This is a genomic window from Vannielia litorea (assembly GCF_018424695.1).
Classification (GTDB): domain Bacteria; phylum Pseudomonadota; class Alphaproteobacteria; order Rhodobacterales; family Rhodobacteraceae; genus Vannielia; species Vannielia litorea_A.
In genome coordinates this window covers 181217-205149 of the sequence record NZ_QTNQ01000001.1, presented here as the reverse complement: position 1 = coordinate 205149, position 23933 = coordinate 181217, and the positions used below count along the sequence as shown (strand labels likewise).

Here is a 23933-nt window from a genome sequence, read left to right as displayed (position 1 = left end):
TTATTCCCCGCCCGGTCCGAAGATCTCTTCGTCGTGCTCTCCCAGTCCGGGGGCAGGGCGGTGGTCATGCCGCGCCGGTGTTGCCGAGAACCGGATCGGCGGGCGTGTTGTCCAGATGGCGCCTTCGCTCGGGTGATCGATCTGCTGAAAGAACCCGGTCGCGGCAAGATGGGGGTCGCTGGGCAAATCCGACAGGTTGTTCACTGGCATGGCGGGGATGTCGGCCTGCTCCATCAGGGCAAGCCAGTCATCCGTTGTCCGGGTCAGGGCAATCTGCGCCACCATATCGTATACCGCGCCGATGTTGCGGCTGCGCGCATCCATGTCGGTGACCCAGATGTGGTCAATCATGTCGTCGCGCCCGACCGCCATGAAGAACCGCGCCCACTGGACGTTGGTGTAGGGCAGAATCGTGATGTAGCCGTCCGCCGTCTGAACCGGGCGCCTGTGCGGAACCAGCATCCTTGCATAGCCGAAATCCCGCGGGGTTTCTTCGAAAGTGGCGCCGTCCAGATGCTCGACCATCAGAAAGGAGGCCAGCGTTTCGAACATCGGAACCTCGACATGCTGGGCTTCGCCCGTGCGCTCGCGGTGGAAAAGGGCCGCCATGACGGCGTAGGCAGCTGTCACGCCGCCGAGCTTGTCGGCGAGGATCGTCGGGGCATAGGCGGGCGGAGCCTCGGGGTCACGCAATGTTGCTAGGCCGGCCAGACCCGAAACCGACTGGACGGAATCGTCAAAGGCGGGCTTGGCGGCATAGGGTCCGTCCTGCCCGAAGCCGGTGGCCGAGACCGTGATCAGCTTTGGGTTCTCGTGACGCAGGGTTTCGGGATCAAGCGAAAGGCGCGCAAGTGCGGCGGGCCGGATGCTTGAAATCATCACATCGGCATCCGAGAGAAGCTTGCGCAGCCGGTCGCGGCCGGTTTGCGTTTTCAGGTCGAGCACAACACTGCGCTTGTTGCGGTTGGTGCCCAGGAAGGCCGCGCCCATCAGCTTGCTGCGGGAGGGCTGGACCTGGCGAAGAAGATCGCCCTCAGGGCCTTCGACCTTGATCACATCGGCCCCCAGATCGCCCAGCATTTGCGTGGCCAAAGGTCCGAAGACCACCGAAGTCAGATCGACGACCTTCACGCCGTCAAGGATCGCGGGCTTTTTTGCTGCGGTCATTAATTTCCGTAACCTTTGTTATGAACGCGGCCCGAATTCGGCGCGCAGAGCTTTGCCTTCCGCATCAAAGGCAGGGCAGGGGCCAAGCGTCGCCTCACCGCCGCTGCGCCGGATCGGGGGCGTCGGGACATTGATTTCGCCAGAGGGCGTGGCAATGGCGGACCTGTCAAGCTGCGGGTGCGCGGACAGGGTCGCCACGTCGTTCACGGCACCGGAGGCAATGCCCGCAGCATCGAGCCGTTTCAGCATTCCGGCACGCTCATGCGCGGCGAACTCCGCCTTGATCAGCGCCTCCAGCGCGGGCTTGTTGTTCAGGCGCGATGTGTTGTCATGAAATCGCGGGTCCGATGCCAGTGTTGCGTCGCCCAGTATGTGTTCGCAAAACCGCTGCCATTCGCCGCTGTGCTGCACGGCAACGACGACCAGCTCACCGTCCTTGCACGGGTAGGCCCCGTAGGGGCAGATAACCGTGTGGTTCAGCCCGACACGTGGCGTCTCCTTGCCAAGGTAATCGTGATAGAGCAGCGGAACCGACATCCAGTCGGCCATCACGTCGAACATGGCCACCGAAACGCCGCTGCCCCTGCCGGTGCGGTCGCGCCCGACGAGCGCTTCGCAGATCCCGGCATGGGCTGCCATGCCGGTTGCGATGTCACAGACCGACACGCCAACCCGCCCCGGTCCGTCTGGCGTGCCCGTCACCGATGCCAGACCGCTTTCGCATTGCACCAGAAGGTCGTAGGCCTTGGCATTGCGCATCGGGCCGTCTTCGCCGTATCCGGTGATGTCGCAGGTCACCAGGCGCGGGAACCTTTCTCGCAGGGTCGCGGAGTCGAGCCCGAGCTTGGCCAGCGCGCCCGGCAGCAGGTTCTGAATAAACACATCCGCGTTTTTGAGCATCCTGAGCAAGACTTCCCGGTCCTCGTCCGCCTTGATATCCAGCGCGACCGATTCTTTTCCCCGGTTCAGCCATGTGAAATAGGCGCTTTCGCCATTGGCGGCGGTATCGTAGGCGCGCGCGAAATCCCCCGTGCCCTTGCGTTCGATTTTAATCACACGCGCGCCGGCATCGGCCAGCCGCGAAGAGCAAAAGGGTGCCGCCACCGCCTGTTCGAGCGTGACGACGAGCTTGCCGGAAAGGGGGGTTAAGTCTGAACCTGACATGAGTTTCTCGCAGATGATCCTGGGCGCTTGACTAAATCTAACAAATGTTAGAAATATTGGCAACACGCTTGACCAGTGACTGAGACATTTTGAGGAGAACGCCGGTGCCGGATGCCACAGGACCAGACCAGATATTCCAGAACGCGCTGGCAATGGGAGAGATCGTGCTGCCCAGATGCGATGATTGCGGGGCCTATCACTTCTTTCCCAGAATCCTGTGCCCGCATTGCCATGGCACCGCGATTTCGTGGTCGCAGGCCAGCGGCAAGGGCCGGGTTCATACCACCACGGTCGTGCGCCGCAAACCCGAGCGCGGCGGCGACTATAATATTTGCATGGTCGAGCTGGAGGAAGGTGTCCGGATGATGAGCCGGGTCGAGGGCATCGCCCCGGGTGATGTCACCATCGACATGGCCGTGACCGCTTTCGTGGGCGAGGCCGAGGGCGCCCCCGCCGTACTTTTCAAGCCGTCGGAGGGATAAGCCATGACCACTGAACTTCGGGGAAAATCCGCCATTGTGGGCACCGGCCACGCAGGGTTTGGCGAGGCGCATGGGCTGACCGCCTATGATGTCATGGCGCAATCCGCGCTTGCGGCACTTGGCGATGCGGGGCTGAAGCTGTCAGATGTGGATGGTCTGTTCTGCACCATGATGGAAGACAGCATGCCGGCGCTGATGGCGGCTGAATATCTGGGTATTCAGCCCCGGTTCATCGACGGCACCATGACGGGCGGATCGTCCTTCGTGAATTACCTGACCTCCGCCACCATGGCGCTGGAGGCAGGTTTGTGTGACGTGGCGCTGATCGTTTATGGCTCCAACCAGCGCACGGCGTCGGGCAGGCTGGTGACGGCCTCGCGTCCGCCCGCCTATGAGGCGCCATATAATCCGCGCTATCCGATTTCCGCCTATGCGATGGCGGCGGCACGGCACATGCATGAATATGGCACCACCCGTGAAAATCTGGCCGATGTGGCGGTGGCCGCGCGAGCCTGGGCGCAGGCCAACCCCGAGGCGTTCGAGCGCGGCCCGCTCAGCCGCGAGGACGTGCTGGGCGCGCGCATGGTGGGTGATCCGCTGACTGTGCGCGATTGCTGTCTGGTCACCGATGGCGGCGGGGCGATCGTAATGGTGCGCGCCGAGCGCGCACGCGACTTCCCCAAGGCGCCAGTTTACGTCCTGGGCAGCGCGGCGGAAAGCTCGCACCGGCAAATCTCGCAGATGAAGGATTTCACCGTGACGGCCGCCCGCGAATCCGGCGTACGCGCCTTTGCCGCGGCGGGCGTGTCGTCTTCGGACATTCAGGCGGTCGAGCTTTACGATGCGTTTACCATCAACACGATCCTGTTTCTGGAAGATCTCGGCTTTTGCGCCAAGGGCGAGGGCGGGGCCTTTGTCGGGGACGGGCGTATCGCGCCGGGCGGGGCCTTGCCGGTGAACACCAACGGCGGGGGCCTGTCCTGTGTGCACCCCGGCATGTACGGCATCTTTACCGTGATCGAGGCCGCGCGTCAGATTCGGGGCGACGCGCCGGGCATTCAGTTGAACGATATCGACCTGGCGCTGGCGCATGGCAACGGCGGTGTGCTGTCCAGCCAGGTCACGGCCATTCTGGGGTCGCAAAACACGCTCTGACGGCAACTAAGGGAGGAAAGTAAATGCCATTGGATTTCGATGCACTATCGAACTGGGATTTTGAGGAAGTCGAACAGACGCTGACCGAGCGGGATACAATCCTTTATGCGCTCGGCCTTGGGTTCGGCGAAGATCCGGCCGACAAAAAGGAACTGGCCTATGTCTATGAGGACGGGCTCAAGGCCGTTCCCTCGATGGCTGTCGTCATGGGGTATCCGGGCTTCTGGCTGCGCGATCCCAAGACGGGCGTGAACTGGCAGAAAGTGCTGCACGGCGAACAGTGGCTAGATATCTACAAGCCGCTGCCGACCCATGGCCGGATTGTCGGCCGCAGCAAGATCGACTTCATCTCGGACAAGGGCGAGGGCAAGGGCGCCGTCATCTACCAGAGCCGCGATATCGTCGACGCGGACACCGGCGACAAGTTGGCGCGCGTGGCGATGTCGGCCTTCTGCCGCGGCGACGGCGGCTTTGGCGGCGACAACAGGCCCGGCCCGGCTCCGGCGGCGCTGCCTGATCGCGCGCCCGATCATGTCTGCGACATCGACACCCTGCCGCGCCAGGCGCTGATTTATCGTCTCAGCGGTGACTATAACCCGCTTCATGCCGATCCGGATGTCGCCCGCTCGGTCGGGTTCGATCGCCCGATCCTGCATGGTCTGGCGACCTATGGGCTGGCGGCGCGGGCGATCCTCAAGACGCTGCTCGACTATGATGCCGCCCGGCTTGTCGGTCTGGATGTCCGGTTCTCGGCACCGGTCTATCCCGGCGAAACCGTGCGGTTCGAAATTTGGGAAGAGAACGGCGAGGCCCGGTTCCGCGCGTCGATCCCGACCCGCGATGTGGTGGTTCTGAACAACGGCGCGGCACGCTTCGCCTGAGGTAGTGAAGATGGCTCAACCGCTCAAGGATATCCTGGTGCTGGATTTCAGCACCCTTCTTCCCGGTCCGATGGCCACGCTCATACTGTCAGAGGCTGGGGCCGAGGTGATCAAGTTCGAGCGCCCGGGCACGGGCGAGGACGCCCGCCTGACCGCGCCGAAAATTGACGGTGAGAGCATTGGCTTCTCCGTTCTGAATCACGGCAAGCGGTCGGTGGCGATCGACCTCAAGTCAAAGGGCGCAATAGAAGTTCTGCGTCCTTTGCTTGAAAAGGCCGATGTTCTGGTAGAGCAGTTTCGCCCCGGTGTGATGGACAGGCTCGGGCTGGGATACGACACCGTCCGCGAGATCAATCCGGGCCTCATCTACTGCTCGATTACCGGTTACGGACAGACCGGACCGAAGGCCAGCGCCGCCGGTCATGACCTCAACTACGTGGGCGATGCGGGTATCCTGTCACTGAGCCGGGGCCCGGACGAACAGCCGACTATGCCATACGGTCTGATCGCCGACATCGGGGGCGGCACCTATCCAGCGGTCGTCAACATCCTGCTGGCGCTGATGGCGCGGCAACAGAGCGGAAAGGGGACGCATCTGGATATCGCCATGTCCGAAGGGGCGTTTGCCTTTGCTTATTGGGCGCATGCGGAAGGTGTGATCGCGGGGCAAGAGATCGAAAACGCCTCTGGCCGTTTGACCGGCGGGCTGGCCCGTTATCGGCTCTATACCGCTGCGGATGGGCGCCAGATTGCGGTTGGTGCGTTGGAAGAAAAGTTCTGGCAATCGTTCTGCGATGTTATTGGCCTGCCGCAGGATCTTCGCGATGACTGGTCCGACCCCGATGCCAGCGCCGCCGAAGTCGCGCGCCTTTTGGGCGAGCAACCCTCGACCCATTGGGGGCCTTTGCTGGCGGCGGCCGATTGTTGTTGTTCCGTCGTGAAAACGCCCGCAGAGGCGTCGACCGAGGCGCATTTCACCGCGCGCGGCGCATTCGGACGGACCCTGAACATATCCGGACAGGAGGCGCCCGCATTGCCGCTGCCAATCGCGCCGGCATTCCGCGCTCCGGCGAGTTCGGCGGGGCGTGCGGCCGTCCTTGGCGAAGACAACGCGCGTTACGGGCTGGACGAGCCTGAGACAGAGTAAACCCGGTTGACGCGCTGGTTGAGACTCACTATTCTAACAGGTGTTAGAAAAACGGAGATGCACGATGGTCAAGCCCAATGACGACCTGCCGACAGAAGCCGAACGCTATGTCATGCCATCGCATTATGTCGAAAGCGACAGCCTGGAAGTGCAGGGGTTTGTGACAACGGCCTTGCGCGATCTCTCGCCGGATGCGTCCAAGCGGGACAAGGCGATCCGCCTGTTCGAAGCGGTCCGCGATGACATCCGGTATGATCCATACACATTCGCGCTGGATGAAGACTCCTACCGTGCAAGCCATATTGCCGGGGCAGAGGCGGCTTTTTGCGTTCCCAAGGCGATCTTGCTTGCCGCCTGTCTGCGTGCCGTCGGCATTCCCGCCGCATTGGGGTTTGCGGATGTGCGCAACCACCTGAACACACCCAAGCTGCAGGAGCTGATGGGCACCGATCTTTTCATCTATCACGGCTACGTTCAGTTGTGGCTGGATGGAGAGCCTTACAAGGTCACGCCTGCCTTCAACATGGATCTGTGCGAAAGGTTCGGGGTCAAGCCTCTGGTCTTTGACGGCTATCACGACGCCCTGTTTCATGAATTCGACGAACAGGACCAGCGCCACATGGAATATGTGAACGACCGGGGGCTCTATTTCGATGCGCCGATTGAGGAGTTCCTGAACGCCTTCAGCGCAACCTACCCGAAACTGGAAGAGTTCAACCGCATTCGGATTTCCAGGGATGCGAACGGGTACGATGCCGGATTCGCGAAGGAGGGTTCCTCTTGAGGTATCTGGAGGATTTCTCGCCGGGCCAGGTCTATCGCTTCCGAACCGCCCCGTTGAGCGCGGATTCAATAAAGGCATTCGCCACGGAATGGGACCCGCAGCGGCTGCACATCGACGAAGATTATGCGACCAGCATCCATGGCAGCCTGATCGCCTCGGGGTTTCAGACGATGCTAGAGGTGTTCAGGCCGGTCATGGCCGAGATGATGGTCGATGTTGCCAATATCGGCGGTCTGGGCTTTGACAATCTGCGCTGGTTGCGGCCCGTGCGCCCGGATGAACCCCTTGATGTTGAGATGACGGTCAACTCGGTGACGCCGTCCAAAAGCAAGCCCGACAGGGGTGTCTTGCACTATACGCTCAGCGCCAAGAATCCGATCGGCGAGGTGGTTTTTTCAACCGATACCCCCGTGATGATCCAGCGAAAACAAAATGACACAGACTGACATGCAATCCAGCGAACAAGAAGAAGACCTTCGCCTGCTGCGTGAAAGCGCGCGCACGCTGTTTGACCGAGCGGGCGGAAGTGGACGGGCGCGAAAACTCCGCGATGCCGGGGGCGAATTTGACCCGGATATGATCCGGGAACTGGCCGAAGCCGGTGTTTTCGGCGTGGCGGTGCCCGAAGACCAGGGGGGGCTTGGCATGGGCCTCGCCGCCGGCGGCGTCATCGCCGAGGAAGCCGGCCGCGTAATCGCACCGGAACCGGTGGTGGCGACGATCGGTCTGGGTCTCGGGCTTCTGCACCGCCTTTGCCCGGACCATCCGAAGTTGGCCCAGCTCATCGGCGGCGAGGCTTCGCTGGCGGTTGCCTGGCAGGAACGTGGCCCGGGCGGCGCGCCCGCCCAAGCGACCTGCCGATACGCGGAGGGCAAGCTGACAGGTGGCAAGGCCTGGGTGGTCGGCGCGGCGGGATCGCAGGGTTTCCTTGTTGTGGCCGAAGGTGACGATGGCCCGGTCCTGGTTCTGGCCGAGGTCGGTGCGGCCGGGCTTGTCACGAACACGCGGGCGCAGGCCGACGGCAGTTCCCTGGGCGAGCTTTCGTTCTCGGCAACCCCGGCCGAGGAACTGGCCAGCGGCGCCGCGGTTCGGAATGCTCTGGCCGAGGCTGTGGCCGATGCCACGGCGCTTGCCGCGGCAGAGCTTGTCGGCCTGTGCCAACGCGCCTTCGAGATTACCCTCGACTACATCAAGACGCGCGAGCAGTTCGACAAGCCGATCGGGTCGTTCCAGGTCATCCAGCACCGTGCCGTCGATCTTAACGTGATGTGCGAGGTCGCCCAGGCCGGAGTGCGCGAAGTTCTGGCGCGGATGGACGGTGAAACAGACGCAAATACCCGGTCAAGGCTGGCCAGCCGGGCCAAGGCGCGGGCCGTCACCGCCGCAAGGAAAGTCACCCGCGACGCCATCCAGCTGCACGGGGCAGTCGGCTACACCGACGAGTTCGATATCGGGCTTTACATGAACCGGGCGCTGGTGCTGTCGGCCTGGCTGGGCGACGACGCCTATCACCGCCGGGCCTGGTTCGACGCGCGCGAAGAAGAGGGGGCCGCACAATGACCGACTGGAACGCAATGAGCGATGCGGAGTTCCGCAAGGAAGTGCGCGGTTTTTTTGAGGCCGAGTACCCCGAGGAGCTGCGCCACCTGCCGCACCGACCCAAATTTTGCGAGATCGAACCCTGGCACCGCAAGCTGCACGCCAGAGGCTGGGTCGCGCCGGCTTGGCCTGCGGAATATGGCGGCATGGGGCTGAACGCCGCCAAACTCTTGATCTTTTACGAAGAACAGCAACGCTGGGGTGTCAATCGCGGGCGCGATATGGGTGTGCAGATGGTCGGCCCGCTGATCATCAAGTTTGGCACCCAGGAACAGAAGGACTATTGGCTGCCGCGCATTCTCAGTTGCGAGGACATCTGGTGCCAGGGCTATTCCGAACCCGGTGCCGGGTCCGATCTGGCCAACCTGCGCACCCGCGCGGAGATTGACGGCGACGAGTTCGTCATAAACGGGCAGAAGATCTGGACCACGATGGCGCATGACGCCACGCATATCTTCATGCTGGTGCGCACCGAACCGGACACGCCCAGGAAACAGCAGGGCATCAGCTTTGTCCTGGCCCCGATGGATCAGCCCGGCGTCGAGGTGCGCACGATCACCACGCTTTCCGGGGAAACCGAGTTTTGCGAGGTCTTTTTCGACAATGCCCGCACGCCGCGCGAAAACCTCGTGGGCGAGTTGAACAAGGGCTGGAGCATGGCCAAGGCGCTCCTGAGCTTCGAGCGCATCTTCATCGGCGCGCCCAGCCTGGCCCAGAACGCCCTGGGTCAGCTTGAGAGCTTTGCCCGGGGCCGTGGCGCTTTCGACGATCCGGTATTCCGTGACCGTTTTGCACAGGCCGCGCTTGATGTAGAGGATCACGCCGCGCTTTACGCCCGCTTCGCCGACCAACTGAAGCGAGGCGAAACGCTGGGCGCGGATGTCTCGATGCTCAAGATCTGGGTGACCGAGTGCTTTCAGCGCATCACCGAATTGATGATCGAGGCCGCCGGACCCGATGGCGGCACCGTCGGCCCGCTTCAGGTCGGCAACGTAAGTGTCGATGTCCTTGCGAGCTTCTACAAGGCCAGGCCGACCACGATCTACGGCGGATCGAACGAAATCCAGCGAAACATCCTGTCCAAGGCCGTTCTCGGACTGCCAGGCTGAACCCATACCCTACGGAGGAAAAGACCCATGTCGGAGCGTTATGCAAAATACGACAAACTGAAATTTGACTATCCCGCGGATCGCGTGCTGCGCATCACGTTCGACCGGCCCGAGAGCTTCAACTCGGTGGATGCCGAAACCCATACCCAGATGACGGATATGTGGATCGACATCGACCGTGACCCGGACATCAACGCCGTCATCGTGACCGGCGCGGGCAAGGCGTTCTCTGCCGGCGGCGATTTCAGCCTGATCGAAAACATGATCGGCAATTCGCACGAGATCATGAAGACGTGGAAAGAGGCCAAGGACCTCGTCTACAACATCATCAACTGCAACAAGCCGATCATTTCCGCGATCAACGGCCCCGCGGCCGGCGCCGGTCTGGTTGTCGGCATCCTCGCGGACATCTCGATTGCCGGGAAGCGGGCCAAGATCGTCGATGGTCACCCGCGCCTGGGGGTTGCCGCCGGTGATGTTGCGGCGATCATCTGGCCGCTTCTGACCTCGATGGCCAAGGCAAAATACTACCTGATGACCTGCAAGCCGGTTTCGGGCGAAGAGGCCGAGCGCATCGGTCTTGTGTCGATGTGCGTTGAAGATGACGAGCTGCAGCAGATCGCTCTGGACACGGCCGTCGAGCTGGCCAACGGCTCGCAAAGCGCGATCCGCTGGACCAAGTATTCGCTGAACAACTGGCTGCGTCAGGCCGGCCCGATCTTCGATGCGTCGACCGCGCTGGAAATGCTCGGCTTCATGGGCGACGACGTCAAGGAAGGCGTGCTGTCGCACCGCGAGAAGCGCGCGCCGAACTTCCGCAAGGATTGCCCGATTTAAGCGGCGAACGGTCAAGGAGGCATGGTCATGTCCGAAAACATCTATCAAGGTATCGCGCAAGCCTATGCCGCCGCGGCTGAAAAGGCTGCGGGCCTGAAATCACGGTTTGCGGCTGCCGGATTCGACCCGGCTGCTGTTTCGTCGCTGGCAGACCTGTCGCGTCTTCCGGTGATGAAGAAGGAAGAGCTTCTGAAGATCCAGCGCGACAACCCGCCTTTCGGCGGTTTCCTTGCCTCGGATCTGAAGGATGTCGGGCGGATCTACGTGTCGCCCGGCCCGATCTTCGAACCGGCCCTTTCGGGCGGTGGCGGTCACGGTCTTGACCTGCTGTTCAAGGCGGCCGGCGTGGGACCGGGGGATGTCATCCTGAACACCTGGATGTACCACCTCGTGCCTGCGGGGCTTCTGTTCGATGAAGCGGCGCAGGCCGCGGGCGCCACGGTGATCCCCGGCGGGGTCGGCAATACCGAGCTTCAGGCACAGATCATCGTCGAAACCGGCGTGACCTCGATCTGCGCCTCGACCGCGTTTTTCCTGACGCTGGCGGATAAGGTGATCGAAGCCTATGGCCGCGACGCGTGGAAGGTGAAAAGCGCGTTTCTTGGTGGCGAGATGGGTGACTGGATGGCCAAACGCCGCCGAATCAAGGCCGACTATGGCGTCTCCACCTGGGCTGCCTATGCCACTGCGGATCTGGGCCTTGTCGCCTATGAGGATGGCGGCGAAGGCTATGTGGTTCATCCCGACCGCGTGGTGCAGATCTGCGATCCGGTCAGCGGCGAACAACTGCCGCAGGGCGAGCCGGGCGAGGTCGTCGTGACCGCGCGCGATGCAGGTTGGCCGATGATCCGGTTCGGCACCGGCGACAGCGCCTTTGCGCTGGAAAGCAACGCGGATGGAAGCGTAAGTCGCCTGTCCGCCCTGCAGGGCCGGGTGGGCGCGGCAGTGAAGGTGCGCGAGATCTTCGTTTATCCCCGCGTGATCGAGGAAGTCGTGATCGCGACACCCGGCGCCAAGTCTGCACAGGCCGTTGTGACGCGCGAGAACGACCGCGACATGATCCGGCTTTCGCTGGTGCTGGATGAGGGTGCCGACACGGCCGCTGCCGAAGAGGCCGCCGCCGAGGCCTTCAAACTGCAGGCCAGAATCCGCGCCGACGCGGTGGGCGTGGTCGCGGAGTTGCCGGAAAATGCCGAGTTGATCGTCAACGATAAGGACGGCTGAGCCTGGCCATAACCGGATGATGCTCGCATATGCTGGGCGATCGGGATTTCCCGGCCGCTCCCATTTCATTTCAGCTCAGTTCAACCGTCAGAACGCGTTCAGCCCGGTCAGGTTACGCCCGATGACCAGTTTCTGGATCTCGGTGGTCCCGTCCGGGATCGGCATGATCTTGGCATTGCGGAAGTGCCGTTCGACGGGAAACTCCTTGGTGATGCCGTTGCCGCCGTGAATCTGGACGGCCTTGCCGGCAATCTCGACAGCCATTTCCGTCGCATACCATTTCGCCATCGAGGTCTGTGTGTCGCACCGCACGCCCAGATCCAGAAGCTGCAGGCCGCGCTGACACAACAGGCGCGCTGCATCCAGGTGCGTGGCCATGTCGGCCAGGTAGCCCTGGATCAACTGGTGCCCGCCGATGGGCTTGCCGTGCTGTTCGCGTTCCTGCGCATATTTGACGGCACATTCCAGTGCTGCCTGGGCAATGCCAATGCTGGTCAGGCCGACAAACACGCGGGCGCTTTCAAACAGCTTCAAAGTCTGGAACAGGCCCCCGCCTGCACTACCGAGAACATGTTCGGCAGTGGTTTCGGCCCGGTCGAAAAACAATTCGCAGGTCGATGCACCAACAAGCCCCAGCTTGCGCAATTCGCGGCTTTCGTATCCGCCGGTGTCACGGTCGACGATGACCATGGAAATACCGTCGTCCAGATTGCAGACAACGATGGCGAAATCCGACTGGGCCCCATTGGAAATCCAGAGCTTCTGGCCGGTGACGAAAATCTTGTCGCCCTCGCGGTCTGCGCGGGTTTTGACCTCGCGCACGTTCGAGCCGACCTCTGGTTCGGAAATACAGGTGGCACAGATCCGTTCGCTGCGCAGGAGCGGCTTCAGATAGGCCTCTTTCTGCGCCGGATTTCCCAGAAGGTTGACCGCAAACACGGCGTGGCCTTGGATCAGGACCGCAATTGCCAGATCTGCCCATATCCGGGCCAGTTCCTCGTAAAGGATGCCATAGGTCATGCGGTCGATTCCGGCACCGCCGTCTTTCTCGGGGATCAAGCCGCTGATCAGCCCAAATTCCTCGACCTTGGCGAACAATGATTTCAACGTGTCCGCGTCGGGCGGGTGGCCCAGCTCTTCGTATTTCTCCGCCAGCGGAGCGAACTCTGCCTCGGCCATCTTGCGGAAGTTCTCCAGCAACATGCGTTGCTCGTCTGTATAGATTGCCTGAGCGGCGGCGATCACGTTTTCCATAATTCTATTCCCTGTTTCAGCGGCCGAGAATGGTGACACAGGCGGCAGCTTCTTCTACCCCGTGCAAGCCCCCACCGTTTTCGGCGATGGCGTTCTGCGCCCCTTCGACCTGACGCGCGCCGGCTTCGCCGCGCAGTTGCGTGACCAGTTCAAAGACCTGCCCGATACCGGTGGCCCCGACCGGGTGGCCCTTGGATTCCAATCCGCCCGAGGGGTTCACCGGAATGCGTCCGCCGATCTTTGTGTCGCCGCGCAAACTGGCCGGGCCGCCCTCACCGAATTCGACAAACCCGAGGTTCTCGATCTGGATTACTTCACCGACGGCGGTGGCGTCATGCACTTCGGCCACCGACATATCCTCGGGGCCGAGCCCGGCTTGGTTATAGGCCTGAAGCGCGGCCAGCCGGGTCAGGTGGTTCTTGTAATCTTCCGGCGGACGATCGGTGCCCGAGCGCAGGATCGCGGCCTTGACCTTGATCGCGCGGGCGGGATCGAGCCCCAGCCGTTTGAGGCCCTCGCCCGTACAAAGCACCGCCGCCGCGGCACCGTCCGAAATCGGGGCGCACATCGGCAGCGTTAGCGGATAGGTGATGGGCGGGGCGGCCAGAACCTGATCGACACTCATTACATCGCGGTACTGCGCCAGCGGGTTATGCGCGGAATGTGCATGGTTCTTGGCGGCGACGGCGGCGAACTGTTCCTGCGTGGTGCCAAAGGTATTCATATGCAACCGCGCGAAGCCTGCATAGACATCCATGAACACGCTGTAGGGCTTGGGCGATTTAGATCCTTCGGGTTCCTCGACTCCGGCACCCAGATCGGCCAGCCGTTGCGCGACCTCGTCGCCGTTGCTGACGTCCCAGCCGCTGTCGAAGGCCGAAAACATTAACGCGCGGTCGTCGGAATACATCTTTTCGGCGCCTACGGCGAGGCAGCAATCGCCATTGCCCGCCTTGAGAAAATCCACCGCCAGTTTGAACCCGGTCGAGGCGCTGGCACAGGCGTTTTCGACATTCACCACCGGAATGCCCTGAAGGCCCATCTCGCGTAGTGCGATCTCGCCCCGTATCATGTGTTGGCCTTCCATGTGACCCTGCACCGCGTTCGAGAAGAACGCGCCGTCGATGCGATCAACCGTAACTCCGGCGTCTGAAAGGGCGGCGACGACGGCCTCGCCGGTCATGGCCTTGATGGTTTTGTCCCGGAATTTTCCGAACGGCGTCATCCCGATGCCAACGACGTAAATGTCCTGCATCGTTTGTCCTCCTGATCTAGTATCCGCGAAACTGCGGTTTTCTCTTTTCGTTGAACGCCGACAGGCCCTCGTGCATGTCCCAGGACCGCATGTGCGCGCGCAGGTTCAGCATCTCTTCGGACAGGGCGGCGGTTCCGTCCACGTCCATTGATCGGTTGGCAACCGCCTTCATACGGCGCAAAACCGCCGGGCTTTTGTCTGCCAGTCTGTCGGTAAAGGTCTGCACCGCGTCGCGCAGGTCTTCGTCCGCGACGACCTTGTTGACCAGCCCCCAGTCCATCATGTCCCGCGCCGAAACGTTCTCGCCCGAGAACAGCAGGTATTTCGCGCGGTTCAGGCCAATCCTGCGCGGCAGGACCGCCGCACCGCCTGCTCCGGGAAAGACCCCGAAATTGGAGTGTGCGTCGCCCATCTGCGCGCTTTCGGCGGCAAAGACCAGATCGCAGGCCATCACCATTTCCAGACCGCCCGCCATGGCCAGCCCGTTCACGGCGGCGATCATGGGTTTGGGGCCATGTCGCATCAGTCCAAACGTGTGATCGACGAGGTCGAGAAGATCCGGTTCGCCGGGCGCATGTTTGGCGCCGGCAACCTCTTTCAGGTCGGCGCCGGCGCAGAACGCCCGGCCCGAACCGGTCAGGACGATCGCGCGCACCGCGTCGTCTGCCATCGCCGCTTCCAGCACATCTGTCATCTCGCGCAGCATCTGCGTGGACATGGCGTTTAACTGGTCGGTCCGCTGGAAGGTGATCCATTCGGTTCGGGCTATCCGTTCGACGGATAGCGTTTGCTTGGCTTCAATCACGGTAAGCTCCTGAAAGATATGGATATTATGCCATTTTCAACTTGTCATTTCCAGCAATTTGCGCTGCTATGAGGCGGACCCGCACGCGGATAAACCGAACATTGGAGCCCGATATGAGCAACGCACCCCTGGCCGGCCTGAAAATCCTCAGCCTCGCCGAACAATTCCCCGGTCCCTATGCGACCATGCTGTTGTCGGACATGGGGGCCGAGGTGATCATGATCGAACGACCGGGCGTCGGCGATCCGGCCCGGCAGTTTCCGCCGCTGTTTCGGGCTCTGAATCGCGGCAAGCGCAGCGTGGCGCTTGACCTGAAATCCGCCGAGGGGTTGGCACGGTTTCGCGGTCTGGCCAAGGACTCGGATGTTATCGTCGAAGGGTTCCGACCCGGCAAACTGGCAGCCCTTGGTGCCGGGTTCGTAGACATGCGCCGGGTCAACCCACAGCTGGTATATGTGTCGATTTCGGGCTACGGGCAGGACGGCCCTTACCGTGACAGGGCGGGGCATGACCTGAGCTATGAGGGCGTTGGGGGCCTGCTGGCCGAACAGGCCGATGCCGGGCAGCCCGGTGCCGTGCCCGCGATCCCGCTGGCGGATGTTGGCGCGGCGCTGTTCGCGGCGATCGCAATCCTGTCGGCGGTGGTGTCGAGCCAGCGGACGGGGCAGGGGCGTTATGTGGATGTCTCGATGTCGGATGCGGTGGTTTCCATGCTGACCGCTTTCCTCGTTCCGGCCGCCAACGGCACGCCGCTGGGCGAGTTCATCGCCGAGCCGGGCTATGGCGTGTTCACCTGTAAAGACGGCAAGCTCATGACCTTGTCCATCGCGCATGAGGACTGGTTCTGGCAACCGTTCTGCGATGTGATCGACAGAGCGGATCTTGCGCCGTTGACAGGCCGCGACCGTGTCGCCCGCAAAGACGCGCTCCGCGAAGAGATCGCGGCGGTCATGGTGGGCAAGACGCGCGCCGAATGGGGCAATCTTCTGGACAAGGCGGGCGTGCCATGGGGACCGGTCAATTCGCTGGTCGAAACGCTGGACGACCCGCATGTTCGTGCGCGGCAGTTGCTGCGCACGATTGCGCATGAAGGCGGCAAGACCGAGACATTCCTCGTCCAACCTCTGAAATTCGACGATTTCGAATGTGCGACGCCTGGCCTGCCGCCAGAGCTGGGCGCTGACACTGACAGCGTTCTTGCAGTGGGCTCCGTTTGACGGAGCCCACCCACATTTGCGGTCAGCAGGCAAAGGAATATCCCCCGTTCACCGGATAGGTCTGGCCGGTGATCCAGCTGGCGGCATCAGAGCAGAGAAACAGGATCATTCCGGCGGGATCTTCCGGTTCGCCCAGACGGCGGATCACATATTGCGACAAGGCCCGCTTCTCGGTCGCTTCATCCGGGATCAGGTCGGCAACCGCCGGGGTTCTTGTGCCACCCAGAGCGACGCAATTCGCGGTAATCCCGAACCGGCCGCCGGCCTTGGCAATTGCCCGCATGAAGCCCGCCGCGCCGGCCTTGGCCCCGGAATAAACCGCCAGATGCGGTTCGCCGACGCGACCGGCATCGGAAATGACGGTTACGATGCGGCCATAGCCGCCCTTGACCATCAGGGGCATGGCGTGTCGGGTGCAGTTCAGAACCCCGTCGAAATTGGTGGCCATCCAGCGGCGCCATTCGGCGGGATCGGATTCCCAGAACGGAACAAGATCGTCCAGCCCCGATGTCGGCCCGGCATTGCCTGCGTTGTTGACCAGAATATCCACGCCGCCAAAGGCGGTCTGCGCCTCGGCAAACGCCGCGCGGACGGCATCGAAATCCGAGACATCGAAGGCCAGCGGCAGCGCCTTTGCCCCGGCGGCTTCCACTTCTGCGGCAACGCTCTGTGCCCGGTCGGCATGGAAATCGTTGACGACAACAGCACCCGCGCCGTGTTCCGCCAGATACAGCGCGACCTGACGGCCCACGCCCTGACCGGCCCCGGTCACGAAAGCGGTGCGTTCCTTGATGGCAAGCAATTCACTCATTTCAGTTCCCTTCCTATCCCAGCCATCTCTTGCGGCGGCGATAATGTTTGATGTCGCGATAGCTCTTTCGTTCGCCGGACGCGGTAACGCCAAGGTAGAATTCCTTGATGTCCTCATTGTCGGCGAGCTTGTCTGCCGGGCCGTCCATCACGATCCGTCCGTTTTCCATCACATAGGCATAGTCGGCGATGGACAGCGCTGCTGCGCTGTTCTGTTCGACCAGGAAAAAGGTGGTGCCTTCGGATTTGAGCTGCTTGAGAACGTCATAGACATCCCGGATCATCATCGGCGCCAGTCCCAGGGACGGCTCGTCGATCGCGATGATCTTGGGCTTGGCCATCATAGCCCGGCCGATCAGCAACAGTTGCTGTTCGCCGCCGGACATGAAGCCCGCGGTGCGGTTGCGCAGGTCCGCAAGCCGCGGAATCAGGGTATAAACATGATCCAGCCGGGTTTTCAGCTCGGCGGCGTTGGGCACCATATGCCCGCCCACGATCAGGTTTTGCTCAGACGTCAGATGACGCAGCACGCGCCGGCCCTCCATTACGTGGATCAGGCCGTTCTTCACAACCTTCGACGCTTCCATGTTCTGAACAGGGGTGCCGTCCAGAATGATGGACCCCGCCGAGACGTTGCCATCCTCGGATTTGAGCGTTCCCGAGATGGCCTTGAGTGTCGTGCTCTTGCCCGCGCCATTGCCGCCCAGCAGCGCAACACATTGACCTTCCTGCACTGTCATGGACACGCCTTTGAGCGCCAGGATGACATCGGAATATGTCACTTCTACGTTGTTGAGTTCCAGCATGGTCGTATTGCCCGGGGCTGAGGATAAGGACGGGCACCGCTGATGCGGTGCCCAGTTTGGTTCACCATTTCTTGACTTCAGGAATATCGACGCCGGTCGCTTCGATGGTGATTTTCCCGTTTTTGACGGTCCCGACATTCACTTTGAGGCCTTCCAATGGAAAAGGCGCTTCGGGAGTAAACGTGAGGGAGGGAAGAAAGCCGTGGGTTTCTTCGGTCGTGATCGTTTGAGCAAAGAGGGCTTCGCGTACTTTCTCGCCGGTCAGTCCTTCGGCGCCGTTCGCCTCGATCGCGTGCTGGATCACGGTCACGGTATAAAGACCCTGCGACACACCCATTGCTGTCACGACGTTCCAAGGTGCCTCGAGCCCGTACTCTGTAACCAATGTCTCGTAGAATTGTCGCGCGGGAGTGTCCTCATCGGCCGCAATCGCCATGCCGTAGGCTTCAAAGTCTCCCTCCAGTTGCTCAAGGCCGCCAAGTGCCGCCCCCGAGGCTGGAAGACCGTTATGCGAACTCATCATGATCGGGATGTTCGCCCCATTGGCCTGCAGGCCACGTTTCGCGGCAACCACGATAGAGGTGTTCGTTTGGATAATCAGCGCCTCGGCCCCGGCCCGTACAACGCGGCGCATTTGCCCCGTCAGATCGGTGGGTTGCACCTCGGTATAAATGACCTCTACGAGGTCGATCTCTTTGGGGTGCTCTTCGGCATAGAGTTCAAGGCCCTTTGCCATGTCGACATAGGCAGGCGAGGCTTCGGAGGCGAGGATTGCAACCTTGAACGGTTCGTCTCCGCCGCGCTGTTCACGCATCCAGTTCAGAAAGCCCGCGCTTTCGTGCGAGTAGGTCGGGCGTGGGTTGAAAATCCAGGCATCCGGCTGCCAGGCAAAACCGTAGGCCGCTGTCGCCATGAACATCGGAATTTTGTCTTCCGGCAGGCGTTCGGAAAGAGCCGCCACGTCAGGCCCGCCGAGCCCGACAACCGCAATCGGGTCCAGTTCCGATTTGATCCCGGGCCAGAGACTTGCCACCTGTGCCGCGTCATAGCGGGTTTCGTAATTCTTGTAGTTCAGCGTGACGCCAAGGTCCTGACCTCGGGTTTCATTCCACCAGGTGAACACGGCTTCGCGTCCGCCGGCCAGAATGGGCATGATGTCAGCATAGGGGCCGGAAAAGTCCGACAGCAGGGCCAGATTATAGATCTCTTCGGCCTTCGCTTTCAAAGGCATGGTCGCCGCGACGGCCATGGCGCCCGCTGCCAGAAAGCCGCGAAGCCCCCGTTTCGTTTGGTATGTCATGTTCTTCCTCCCAGGTTGAATGCCGCCCCAGATCAGTAAGGAAACGGCCAGATACGGTATGATGATTTCAGGATGTTCCAGCGGTGCATCAGCCCCTTGGGTTCAAGGATCATGAACATCGCGATCACGCCGCCAAGAACGACATTCATGCCGGCGAACACGATATCGCCGCCAAGAAAGGACACCGACTCGGCGATATTGGGGCCAACCGTCGCGATGATTTCCTGAATGATGCGGATGACGAAGACCCCGACCAGAGCCCCCACGATCGAGCCCATGCCGCCGACGATGATCATTGCCACGAAGAAGATCGAATGGAACAGGGTGAACTGATCCACCCCGACAAAGCGGATCAGATAGGCCCACAGCGCCCCGCCGACGCCGGCATAGAACGCTCCGATCAGAAAGGCATTCGCCTTTGTGGCCGCGACATTGATCCCCATGATCCCCGCTGCCACGTCGTCGTCCCGGACCGCCACAAATGCGCGGCCAAAGCGGGATCGCACGATCCCGAACGCGCCCGCGATCATGATTGCCGCGACTGCAAGATTCAGGTAGAACTGAGAAGACTCGCCGACAAAGCGCAGTCCTAAAAGTTCTGCCGGCGGGACGGTGATCCCGTTTGACCCGCCCATCCAGCTCGATGGCAGGTTCAGGACGGCAAAGTGAAAGATGAACTGCGCCGCAATCGTGGTCAGAGCCAGGTAAAATCCCTTGATCCGTGCCGCAGTCAGGCCAAAGAGAAAACCGAACAGGGCGGCCGAGATCCCGGCCAGGGGAATCGTCAGCAGGAATGTCAGACCGGTCTTGGAGGCCAGTATCGAAGCCGTATAGGCCCCGACCCCCATGAACGCCGCCTGGCCCAGGTTGATCTGGCCCGCATAACCGGTGCAGATCTGAAGCCCGACAGCAATGACGGCGCTGATCAGCATCATGTTCAGGATGGCGATGATGCGCCCGCTCACCAGATAGGGTGCTGCCAGCATCAGAGCCATGAAAACGACCAGGGCAAGCGCCTGCCAGCGCGTCCGGACAACACGTCTGTCACTGCGATAGCTTGTGGAAAAAATGCCGGAAGGATCCATGGTTTACACCCGCTCGATTGTGCGCCAGCCGAACAGGCCGGTGGGCCGGATCAGTAGGATGGCGAGCATGATGATGTAAGGCACGACACTGCCAAGTGAGCCGCCGATCAACGGATCAAGGTAGTTGGTGGTCAGGCTCTGGGCGACACCGATGATCACACCCGCCAGGATCAGCCCGCCGATAGATTCCAACCCGGCAAACAATGCCACCGGCAGCGCGGCAAACCCGATATCCGAGGCCAGAAAGGTCAGCGACTTGCCGCTGAGAAAGATCATTGCACCAATCGTGGACAGGATTGCCCCGAGAACCCAGGCAAAGGCAATCGAACCCTTGACCGAAATGCCCATCGAGGATGCGACGACGTGATCTTCCGCCACTGCGGTCATCCGCAGGCCCGACCGGGTCCGGTTGAAGAACCACGACAGGCCGACAGCGGCAACAATGGTGATGATCCCGCCGATCAGCAGGTTCATCGGGATCAGCATATCGCCGACGAACAGGGGCTTCAGTGGGAAAATGATCGGGAAGGGCCGCACGGCGGGACCGAACACAAGCAGCACCAGACCGCGCAACAGGATCAGCAGGCCAACCGTGACCATGACCATCGAAAAGACCGATTCACCGATCAGCTTTGTCAAGAAAATTCGTTCGATTGCGTACCCGACCAGCCCGGCCAGAACCAGCGAAAGGGGTATCGACAACCACAGGCTAAGCCCTGCCTGCATCGTCGTGAACCAGACGATGAAACCGCCGATGATCACCAGTTCACCCTGAGCGAAGTTGAACACCTTGCTGGCCCGGTAAATCACCACGAACCCCATGGCCACCAATGCATACAGCAGGCCGATCAAAGCCCCGGTTATGATGTCATTTATGAAATAGACCATTGTCGCCGACCTCCCCTAATTTTGCGACTGCCGGCTGGCAGCCTTCGATGCGTTTTTGACGTCCGATATGCGAACCGTGGCTTTGAGCACGCCTTGGCGTCCATCCTGATAGGTCACGGCGATCTCAAGGTCAGTCTGGTTGTCGCCGCCATAGATTGCATCGACAAGCTTGGCATATCGCTCTTCCAGAAAGGCACGCCGAAGCTTGCGGCTGCGGGTCAACTCGCCTTCGTCCGGGTCGAGTTCCTTTGGGAAATTCGCAAACCGCTCCAGGCGTGAGCCTTCGGGCAAAAGCGCATTGATGCGCGCCACTTCGCTTTTTATAAGTTCCAGAATCTCGGTTTTTTGCGACAGATCGGTGTAGGTCGAAAAGCTGATATTGTTCTCTTCCGCCCAGCGGCCAAGGACTTCCATATCGATATTGATCAACGCGCTGACGAAGTTTCGGGTTTCGTCGCCCAGCGTCATGAGATCCTTGATATAGGGGCTGTAGCGCAACCGCGTCTCGATGAATTGCGGCGGATAGCTGTGCCCGTTTGCCAAACGGCGCATGTCCTTGACGCGGTCAAAGAACAAAAGTTCGCCACTGTCGGTCATCGACACCGCGTCACCGGTTTTGTACCAACCGTCTTCGGTCAGCTCCTCGGCGGTCTTCTCGGGCTTGCCGTGATAGCCACCGAAGCCCGATCCGCCACGCACCTGAAGCTCCCCTTCGTCCGAAACCCTGTATTCTAGCGGTTCGCCGTAGTTCTTGTTGCTTTGCATCCAACTGCCGCTGGTTTCCAGCTGATAGCTTTCGCCGACATGCGCGGTCAAAAGGCCGATTTCGGTCGCGCCATACACGTTGCGCAGCTTAACCCCCATCGCGTGGAACATACGAAAAACGTCTGGCGCCATCAGGGCGCCGCCGCTCATTGCGTTTTTGGCCTTACCAAGGCCAAGATTGTCGCGCAGGTGATGCAGCACAAGCGCCTCGGCAAAGGGAAGCTGCAGGCGCGCGGCAAGCCTGGGCTTTCGCCCTTCCAGCCGTTCGACATGAACGTCGCGGCCAACCTTCATACCCCAGTCGTACATCGCATTGCGAAACTTGCCCGCGCCCAGCATCCGGGCCTGAACGATCGAGGCAAGGTTTTCCCATTGCCGCGGGCTGAACACCAGGGCGTCAACCGCCAGTTCGCGGATGTTGGCAAGCACATCCTCGGGGCCTTCGGGAAAGTTGACGACCATGGGCGCGAGCAGTCCGATCGAAAGGCCGAAAATCTGTTCAGTTACCCAGGCGGGGGAAATATAGGTCAGGTATTCGGTGCCCGGCGCGATATCGACCGCCCCCATCACCCGCGAACAGTTGTCGAACAGATAGCGTTGGCTGATGACCACACCCTTGGGCTTTCCGGTGGTCCCCGACGTATAGGACAGCAACGCGATATCATCCGCCCGTCCACGTTTTACGTGTTCTTCAAATCTGGTTGGTTCCTTGGCGTGGATCTGACGTCCTGCCGCGCTTACACTTTCAAAGGAATGCAACAGGGGATGATCATAGCCCCACAGGCCGGAATCGTCCCAGTAAACGATCGCCAACGCACCCGAGTACGTGCCAGAGATCTCGACGCATTTATCGACCTGCTCCTGATCCTGCGCCAGGAATATCCGCGTCTGGGAATCCTCAGCCAGATAGAGGATCTCCTCGGCGGTCTGATCCGGATAGACGGAAAGAACCTTACCACCCAGCGACTGCACCGCGTATTCAGCCCAGAAATGTTCGGGTTCGTTTTCGCCGATCATCATGACGGATTCGCCGGCCGACAAGCCCAGGTTCTCCAACCCGAGAGCCAAGGCGCGAACCCTGTCGAGAACATCGGCCCAGGTGAACTCACGCCAGATACCCAGGCGCTTGTGCCGTTCCGCGAGTTTGGTCGGTGTAGATGTCGCTCGCGCGAGCAAAACCTGCGGCAGGGTTTCGCTAGGTGTCACTGCCGGGTCCGAAAAGACCATTGCTGTCCGTTGTTTGACCATGCCGCTACCCCAGATATGCCTTTATGACAGCCGGGTCCTTCTGGATTTCTTCCGGGGTGCCTTCGGCAATGACCCGCCCGAAATCCAGCACCACGATCCGGTCGGCAAGGTCCATGACAACGCCCATGTCGTGCTCGACCAGAACCACTGGGATCTTGCGTGCCTCGCGCACATCGAGAATGAAGCGCGCCAGGTCTTCTTTCTCTTCCGAGTTCATGCCGGCCATCGGTTCATCCATCAGGAGGATCGACGGTTCCTGCGCCAATGCACGGCCCAGATCGACACGCTTTCGCAGCCCATATCCCAACGTGCCCACCGGCCGGTTGCGGATTGCCTCGATCTCTAGAAAGTCGATGATCTCTTCTGCGGCTTCCCGATGTTCCGATTCCTCGCGCATCACGGGACCGAACTGGAAGAAGGCCTGGACCACATTCGATTTCATCAGCATGTGACGACCAATCATGATGTTTTCCACCACGGTCTGCCCGGCAAAAAGATGGGTGCCCTGAAACGTACGCGCCACACCGCGCCGGGCGATCTGATCGACGCGCAGGCCGGTCACGTTCTGCCCCGAGATTTCGACATGTCCCTTTTGCGGGCGGTAAAAGCCGGCGGTCACGTTCAGAAAAGATGTTTTCCCGGCACCGTTCGGGCCGATGATCGCAAGCAATTCATCGTCGTTGACAGAAATGCTCACATCGTTGAGCGCAGTCACACCGCCGAATTTCAGTGTAGCGCCGCGCACGGCGAGCGGTGTTGAAGCATGTCCCGCATCCAGTGTCATGACAAGGCACATGACTGGCCTGAGCAACCCGCCGGGCCGTATTCAACCCGATCGAACGGTGATCCGCTTGTGACATGGTTTCGTCGCATCGTTTCTCCTCCCACCTCTTTTTTCAGAGGCTTGCTGAAAACTAACATATGTTAGAAATTTAAATCAACACCGGAGTC

Annotated in this window: 23 protein-coding genes; 11 read left to right on the top strand and 12 right to left on the bottom strand. The window is 61.2% G+C overall.

The window, feature by feature from the left end:
- The gene (locus tag DYI42_RS00995) at positions 1-1167 is read right to left on the bottom strand and encodes a CaiB/BaiF CoA transferase family protein (protein WP_009803595.1); all 1167 of its coding nucleotides are present in this window, start codon (positions 1165-1167) and stop codon (positions 1-3) included.
- Between the two features lie 18 nt (positions 1168-1185).
- Positions 1186-2331 carry a CaiB/BaiF CoA transferase family protein gene (locus DYI42_RS00990; RefSeq protein WP_209226921.1) on the bottom strand — a complete coding sequence of 382 codons (1146 nt, stop codon included), beginning with the start codon at positions 2329-2331 and terminating at the stop codon, positions 1186-1188.
- Between the two features lie 104 nt (positions 2332-2435).
- On the opposite strand from DYI42_RS00990, the gene DYI42_RS00985 reads away from it, so the two are divergent.
- The 10 genes from DYI42_RS00985 (at position 2436) to DYI42_RS00940 (ending at position 11549) form a co-directional block, all read left to right on the top strand.
- Positions 2436-2813: a Zn-ribbon domain-containing OB-fold protein gene (locus DYI42_RS00985; RefSeq protein ID WP_040608770.1), complete on the top strand. Its 378-nt coding sequence runs from the start codon at positions 2436-2438 to the stop codon at positions 2811-2813.
- A 3-nt stretch (positions 2814-2816) separates the two neighbouring features.
- Positions 2817-3968, top strand: coding sequence for an acetyl-CoA acetyltransferase (locus DYI42_RS00980; RefSeq protein ID WP_209226920.1), 1152 nt, complete (start codon positions 2817-2819; stop codon positions 3966-3968).
- Between the two features lie 23 nt (positions 3969-3991).
- On the top strand, positions 3992-4849 hold the full coding sequence (locus DYI42_RS00975; RefSeq protein ID WP_193371876.1) for a MaoC/PaaZ C-terminal domain-containing protein: 858 nt from the start codon (positions 3992-3994) through the stop codon (positions 4847-4849).
- A gap of 10 nt (positions 4850-4859) precedes the next feature.
- The gene (locus tag DYI42_RS00970; RefSeq protein WP_209226919.1) at positions 4860-5996 is read left to right on the top strand and encodes a CaiB/BaiF CoA transferase family protein; all 1137 of its coding nucleotides are present in this window, start codon (positions 4860-4862) and stop codon (positions 5994-5996) included.
- A gap of 64 nt (positions 5997-6060) precedes the next feature.
- Positions 6061-6780: a transglutaminase-like domain-containing protein gene (locus tag DYI42_RS00965; protein WP_209226917.1), complete on the top strand. Its 720-nt coding sequence runs from the start codon at positions 6061-6063 to the stop codon at positions 6778-6780.
- Positions 6777-7226 carry a MaoC family dehydratase gene (locus tag DYI42_RS00960; RefSeq protein ID WP_209226916.1) on the top strand — a complete coding sequence of 150 codons (450 nt, stop codon included), beginning with the start codon at positions 6777-6779 and terminating at the stop codon, positions 7224-7226. The genes DYI42_RS00965 and DYI42_RS00960 overlap by 4 nt, the downstream gene beginning before the upstream one ends.
- Entirely contained in the window at positions 7213-8340 is a 1128-nt protein-coding gene (locus DYI42_RS00955) for an acyl-CoA dehydrogenase family protein (RefSeq protein ID WP_244867371.1), read from the top strand. Before DYI42_RS00960 ends, DYI42_RS00955 begins: the two co-directional genes overlap by 14 nt.
- On the top strand, positions 8337-9488 hold the full coding sequence (locus DYI42_RS00950; protein ID WP_009803586.1) for an acyl-CoA dehydrogenase family protein: 1152 nt from the start codon (positions 8337-8339) through the stop codon (positions 9486-9488). The genes DYI42_RS00955 and DYI42_RS00950 overlap by 4 nt, the downstream gene beginning before the upstream one ends.
- 27 nt (positions 9489-9515) lie before the next feature.
- Positions 9516-10325: an enoyl-CoA hydratase/isomerase family protein gene (locus DYI42_RS00945; protein ID WP_209227037.1), complete on the top strand. Its 810-nt coding sequence runs from the start codon at positions 9516-9518 to the stop codon at positions 10323-10325.
- A gap of 27 nt (positions 10326-10352) precedes the next feature.
- Entirely contained in the window at positions 10353-11549 is a 1197-nt protein-coding gene (locus DYI42_RS00940; protein ID WP_244867369.1) for a phenylacetate--CoA ligase family protein, read from the top strand.
- Positions 11550-11636: 87 nt separating this feature from the next.
- On the opposite strand, the gene DYI42_RS00935 is transcribed toward DYI42_RS00940, so the two are convergent.
- The 3 genes from DYI42_RS00935 to DYI42_RS00925 are packed head-to-tail and all read right to left on the bottom strand — an operon-like array spanning position 11637 to position 14863.
- Positions 11637-12803, bottom strand: coding sequence for an acyl-CoA dehydrogenase family protein (locus DYI42_RS00935; RefSeq protein WP_209227035.1), 1167 nt, complete (start codon positions 12801-12803; stop codon positions 11637-11639).
- 16 nt (positions 12804-12819) lie between these two features.
- On the bottom strand, positions 12820-14058 hold the full coding sequence (locus DYI42_RS00930; RefSeq protein ID WP_209227034.1) for a thiolase family protein: 1239 nt from the start codon (positions 14056-14058) through the stop codon (positions 12820-12822).
- A 16-nt stretch (positions 14059-14074) separates the two neighbouring features.
- Complete coding sequence (locus DYI42_RS00925; RefSeq protein WP_238529680.1) at positions 14075-14863, bottom strand: enoyl-CoA hydratase/isomerase family protein; 789 nt, start codon at positions 14861-14863, stop codon at positions 14075-14077.
- Between the two features lie 113 nt (positions 14864-14976).
- Between DYI42_RS00925 and DYI42_RS00920 the strand changes: the two genes are divergently transcribed.
- A complete protein-coding gene (locus DYI42_RS00920) occupies positions 14977-16080 on the top strand; it encodes a CaiB/BaiF CoA transferase family protein (RefSeq protein WP_244867367.1) in 1104 nt (367 codons plus the stop codon).
- Positions 16081-16102: 22 nt separating this feature from the next.
- Here DYI42_RS00920 and DYI42_RS00915 read toward each other — a convergent pair whose 3' ends face one another.
- The 7 genes from DYI42_RS00915 to DYI42_RS00885 form a co-directional block, all read right to left on the bottom strand.
- Positions 16103-16891, bottom strand: coding sequence for an SDR family NAD(P)-dependent oxidoreductase (locus DYI42_RS00915; protein ID WP_009803527.1), 789 nt, complete (start codon positions 16889-16891; stop codon positions 16103-16105).
- A 13-nt stretch (positions 16892-16904) separates the two neighbouring features.
- Entirely contained in the window at positions 16905-17696 is a 792-nt protein-coding gene (locus DYI42_RS00910) for an ABC transporter ATP-binding protein (RefSeq protein WP_009803526.1), read from the bottom strand.
- A gap of 61 nt (positions 17697-17757) precedes the next feature.
- The gene (locus DYI42_RS00905) at positions 17758-18996 is read right to left on the bottom strand and encodes an ABC transporter substrate-binding protein (RefSeq protein WP_040608746.1); all 1239 of its coding nucleotides are present in this window, start codon (positions 18994-18996) and stop codon (positions 17758-17760) included.
- Positions 18997-19028: 32 nt separating this feature from the next.
- Entirely contained in the window at positions 19029-20081 is a 1053-nt protein-coding gene (locus tag DYI42_RS00900) for a branched-chain amino acid ABC transporter permease (RefSeq protein ID WP_244867365.1), read from the bottom strand.
- A 3-nt stretch (positions 20082-20084) separates the two neighbouring features.
- Positions 20085-20969, bottom strand: coding sequence for a branched-chain amino acid ABC transporter permease (locus DYI42_RS00895; RefSeq protein WP_209227031.1), 885 nt, complete (start codon positions 20967-20969; stop codon positions 20085-20087).
- A 15-nt stretch (positions 20970-20984) separates the two neighbouring features.
- Entirely contained in the window at positions 20985-22982 is a 1998-nt protein-coding gene (locus DYI42_RS00890) for an AMP-binding protein (protein ID WP_244867363.1), read from the bottom strand.
- 4 nt (positions 22983-22986) lie between these two features.
- Positions 22987-23766, bottom strand: a complete 780-nt coding sequence (locus DYI42_RS00885) for an ABC transporter ATP-binding protein (protein ID WP_040608818.1) — start codon at positions 23764-23766, stop codon at positions 22987-22989.
- Positions 23767-23933 lie beyond the last annotated feature (167 nt).

What these genes read in the sequence shown, in the direction of transcription:
- DYI42_RS00935 (WP_209227035.1), bottom strand. Translation starts at nt 12,803, where the DNA reads ATGGAAAACGTGATCGCCGCCGCTCAGGCAATCTATACAGACGAGCAA.
- DYI42_RS00895 (WP_209227031.1), bottom strand. Translation starts at nt 20,969, where the DNA reads ATGGTCTATTTCATAAATGACATCATAACCGGGGCTTTGATCGGCCTG.
- DYI42_RS00885 (WP_040608818.1), bottom strand. Translation starts at nt 23,766, where the DNA reads ATGACACTGGATGCGGGACATGCTTCAACACCGCTCGCCGTGCGCGGC.
- DYI42_RS00975 (WP_193371876.1), top strand. Translation starts at nt 3,992, where the DNA reads ATGCCATTGGATTTCGATGCACTATCGAACTGGGATTTTGAGGAAGTC.
- DYI42_RS00990 (WP_209226921.1), bottom strand. Translation starts at nt 2,331, where the DNA reads ATGTCAGGTTCAGACTTAACCCCCCTTTCCGGCAAGCTCGTCGTCACG.
- DYI42_RS00890 (WP_244867363.1), bottom strand. Translation starts at nt 22,982, where the DNA reads ATGGTCAAACAACGGACAGCAATGGTCTTTTCGGACCCGGCAGTGACA.
- DYI42_RS00910 (WP_009803526.1), bottom strand. Translation starts at nt 17,696, where the DNA reads ATGCTGGAACTCAACAACGTAGAAGTGACATATTCCGATGTCATCCTG.
- DYI42_RS00950 (WP_009803586.1), top strand. Translation starts at nt 8,337, where the DNA reads ATGACCGACTGGAACGCAATGAGCGATGCGGAGTTCCGCAAGGAAGTG.
- DYI42_RS00955 (WP_244867371.1), top strand. Translation starts at nt 7,213, where the DNA reads ATGACACAGACTGACATGCAATCCAGCGAACAAGAAGAAGACCTTCGC.
- DYI42_RS00965 (WP_209226917.1), top strand. Translation starts at nt 6,061, where the DNA reads ATGGTCAAGCCCAATGACGACCTGCCGACAGAAGCCGAACGCTATGTC.
- DYI42_RS00940 (WP_244867369.1), top strand. Translation starts at nt 10,353, where the DNA reads ATGTCCGAAAACATCTATCAAGGTATCGCGCAAGCCTATGCCGCCGCG.
- DYI42_RS00900 (WP_244867365.1), bottom strand. Translation starts at nt 20,081, where the DNA reads ATGGATCCTTCCGGCATTTTTTCCACAAGCTATCGCAGTGACAGACGT.
- DYI42_RS00945 (WP_209227037.1), top strand. Translation starts at nt 9,516, where the DNA reads ATGTCGGAGCGTTATGCAAAATACGACAAACTGAAATTTGACTATCCC.
- DYI42_RS00915 (WP_009803527.1), bottom strand. Translation starts at nt 16,891, where the DNA reads ATGAGTGAATTGCTTGCCATCAAGGAACGCACCGCTTTCGTGACCGGG.
- DYI42_RS00905 (WP_040608746.1), bottom strand. Translation starts at nt 18,996, where the DNA reads ATGACATACCAAACGAAACGGGGGCTTCGCGGCTTTCTGGCAGCGGGC.
- DYI42_RS00920 (WP_244867367.1), top strand. Translation starts at nt 14,977, where the DNA reads ATGAGCAACGCACCCCTGGCCGGCCTGAAAATCCTCAGCCTCGCCGAA.
- DYI42_RS00995 (WP_009803595.1), bottom strand. Translation starts at nt 1,167, where the DNA reads ATGACCGCAGCAAAAAAGCCCGCGATCCTTGACGGCGTGAAGGTCGTC.
- DYI42_RS00930 (WP_209227034.1), bottom strand. Translation starts at nt 14,058, where the DNA reads ATGCAGGACATTTACGTCGTTGGCATCGGGATGACGCCGTTCGGAAAA.
- DYI42_RS00980 (WP_209226920.1), top strand. Translation starts at nt 2,817, where the DNA reads ATGACCACTGAACTTCGGGGAAAATCCGCCATTGTGGGCACCGGCCAC.
- DYI42_RS00970 (WP_209226919.1), top strand. Translation starts at nt 4,860, where the DNA reads ATGGCTCAACCGCTCAAGGATATCCTGGTGCTGGATTTCAGCACCCTT.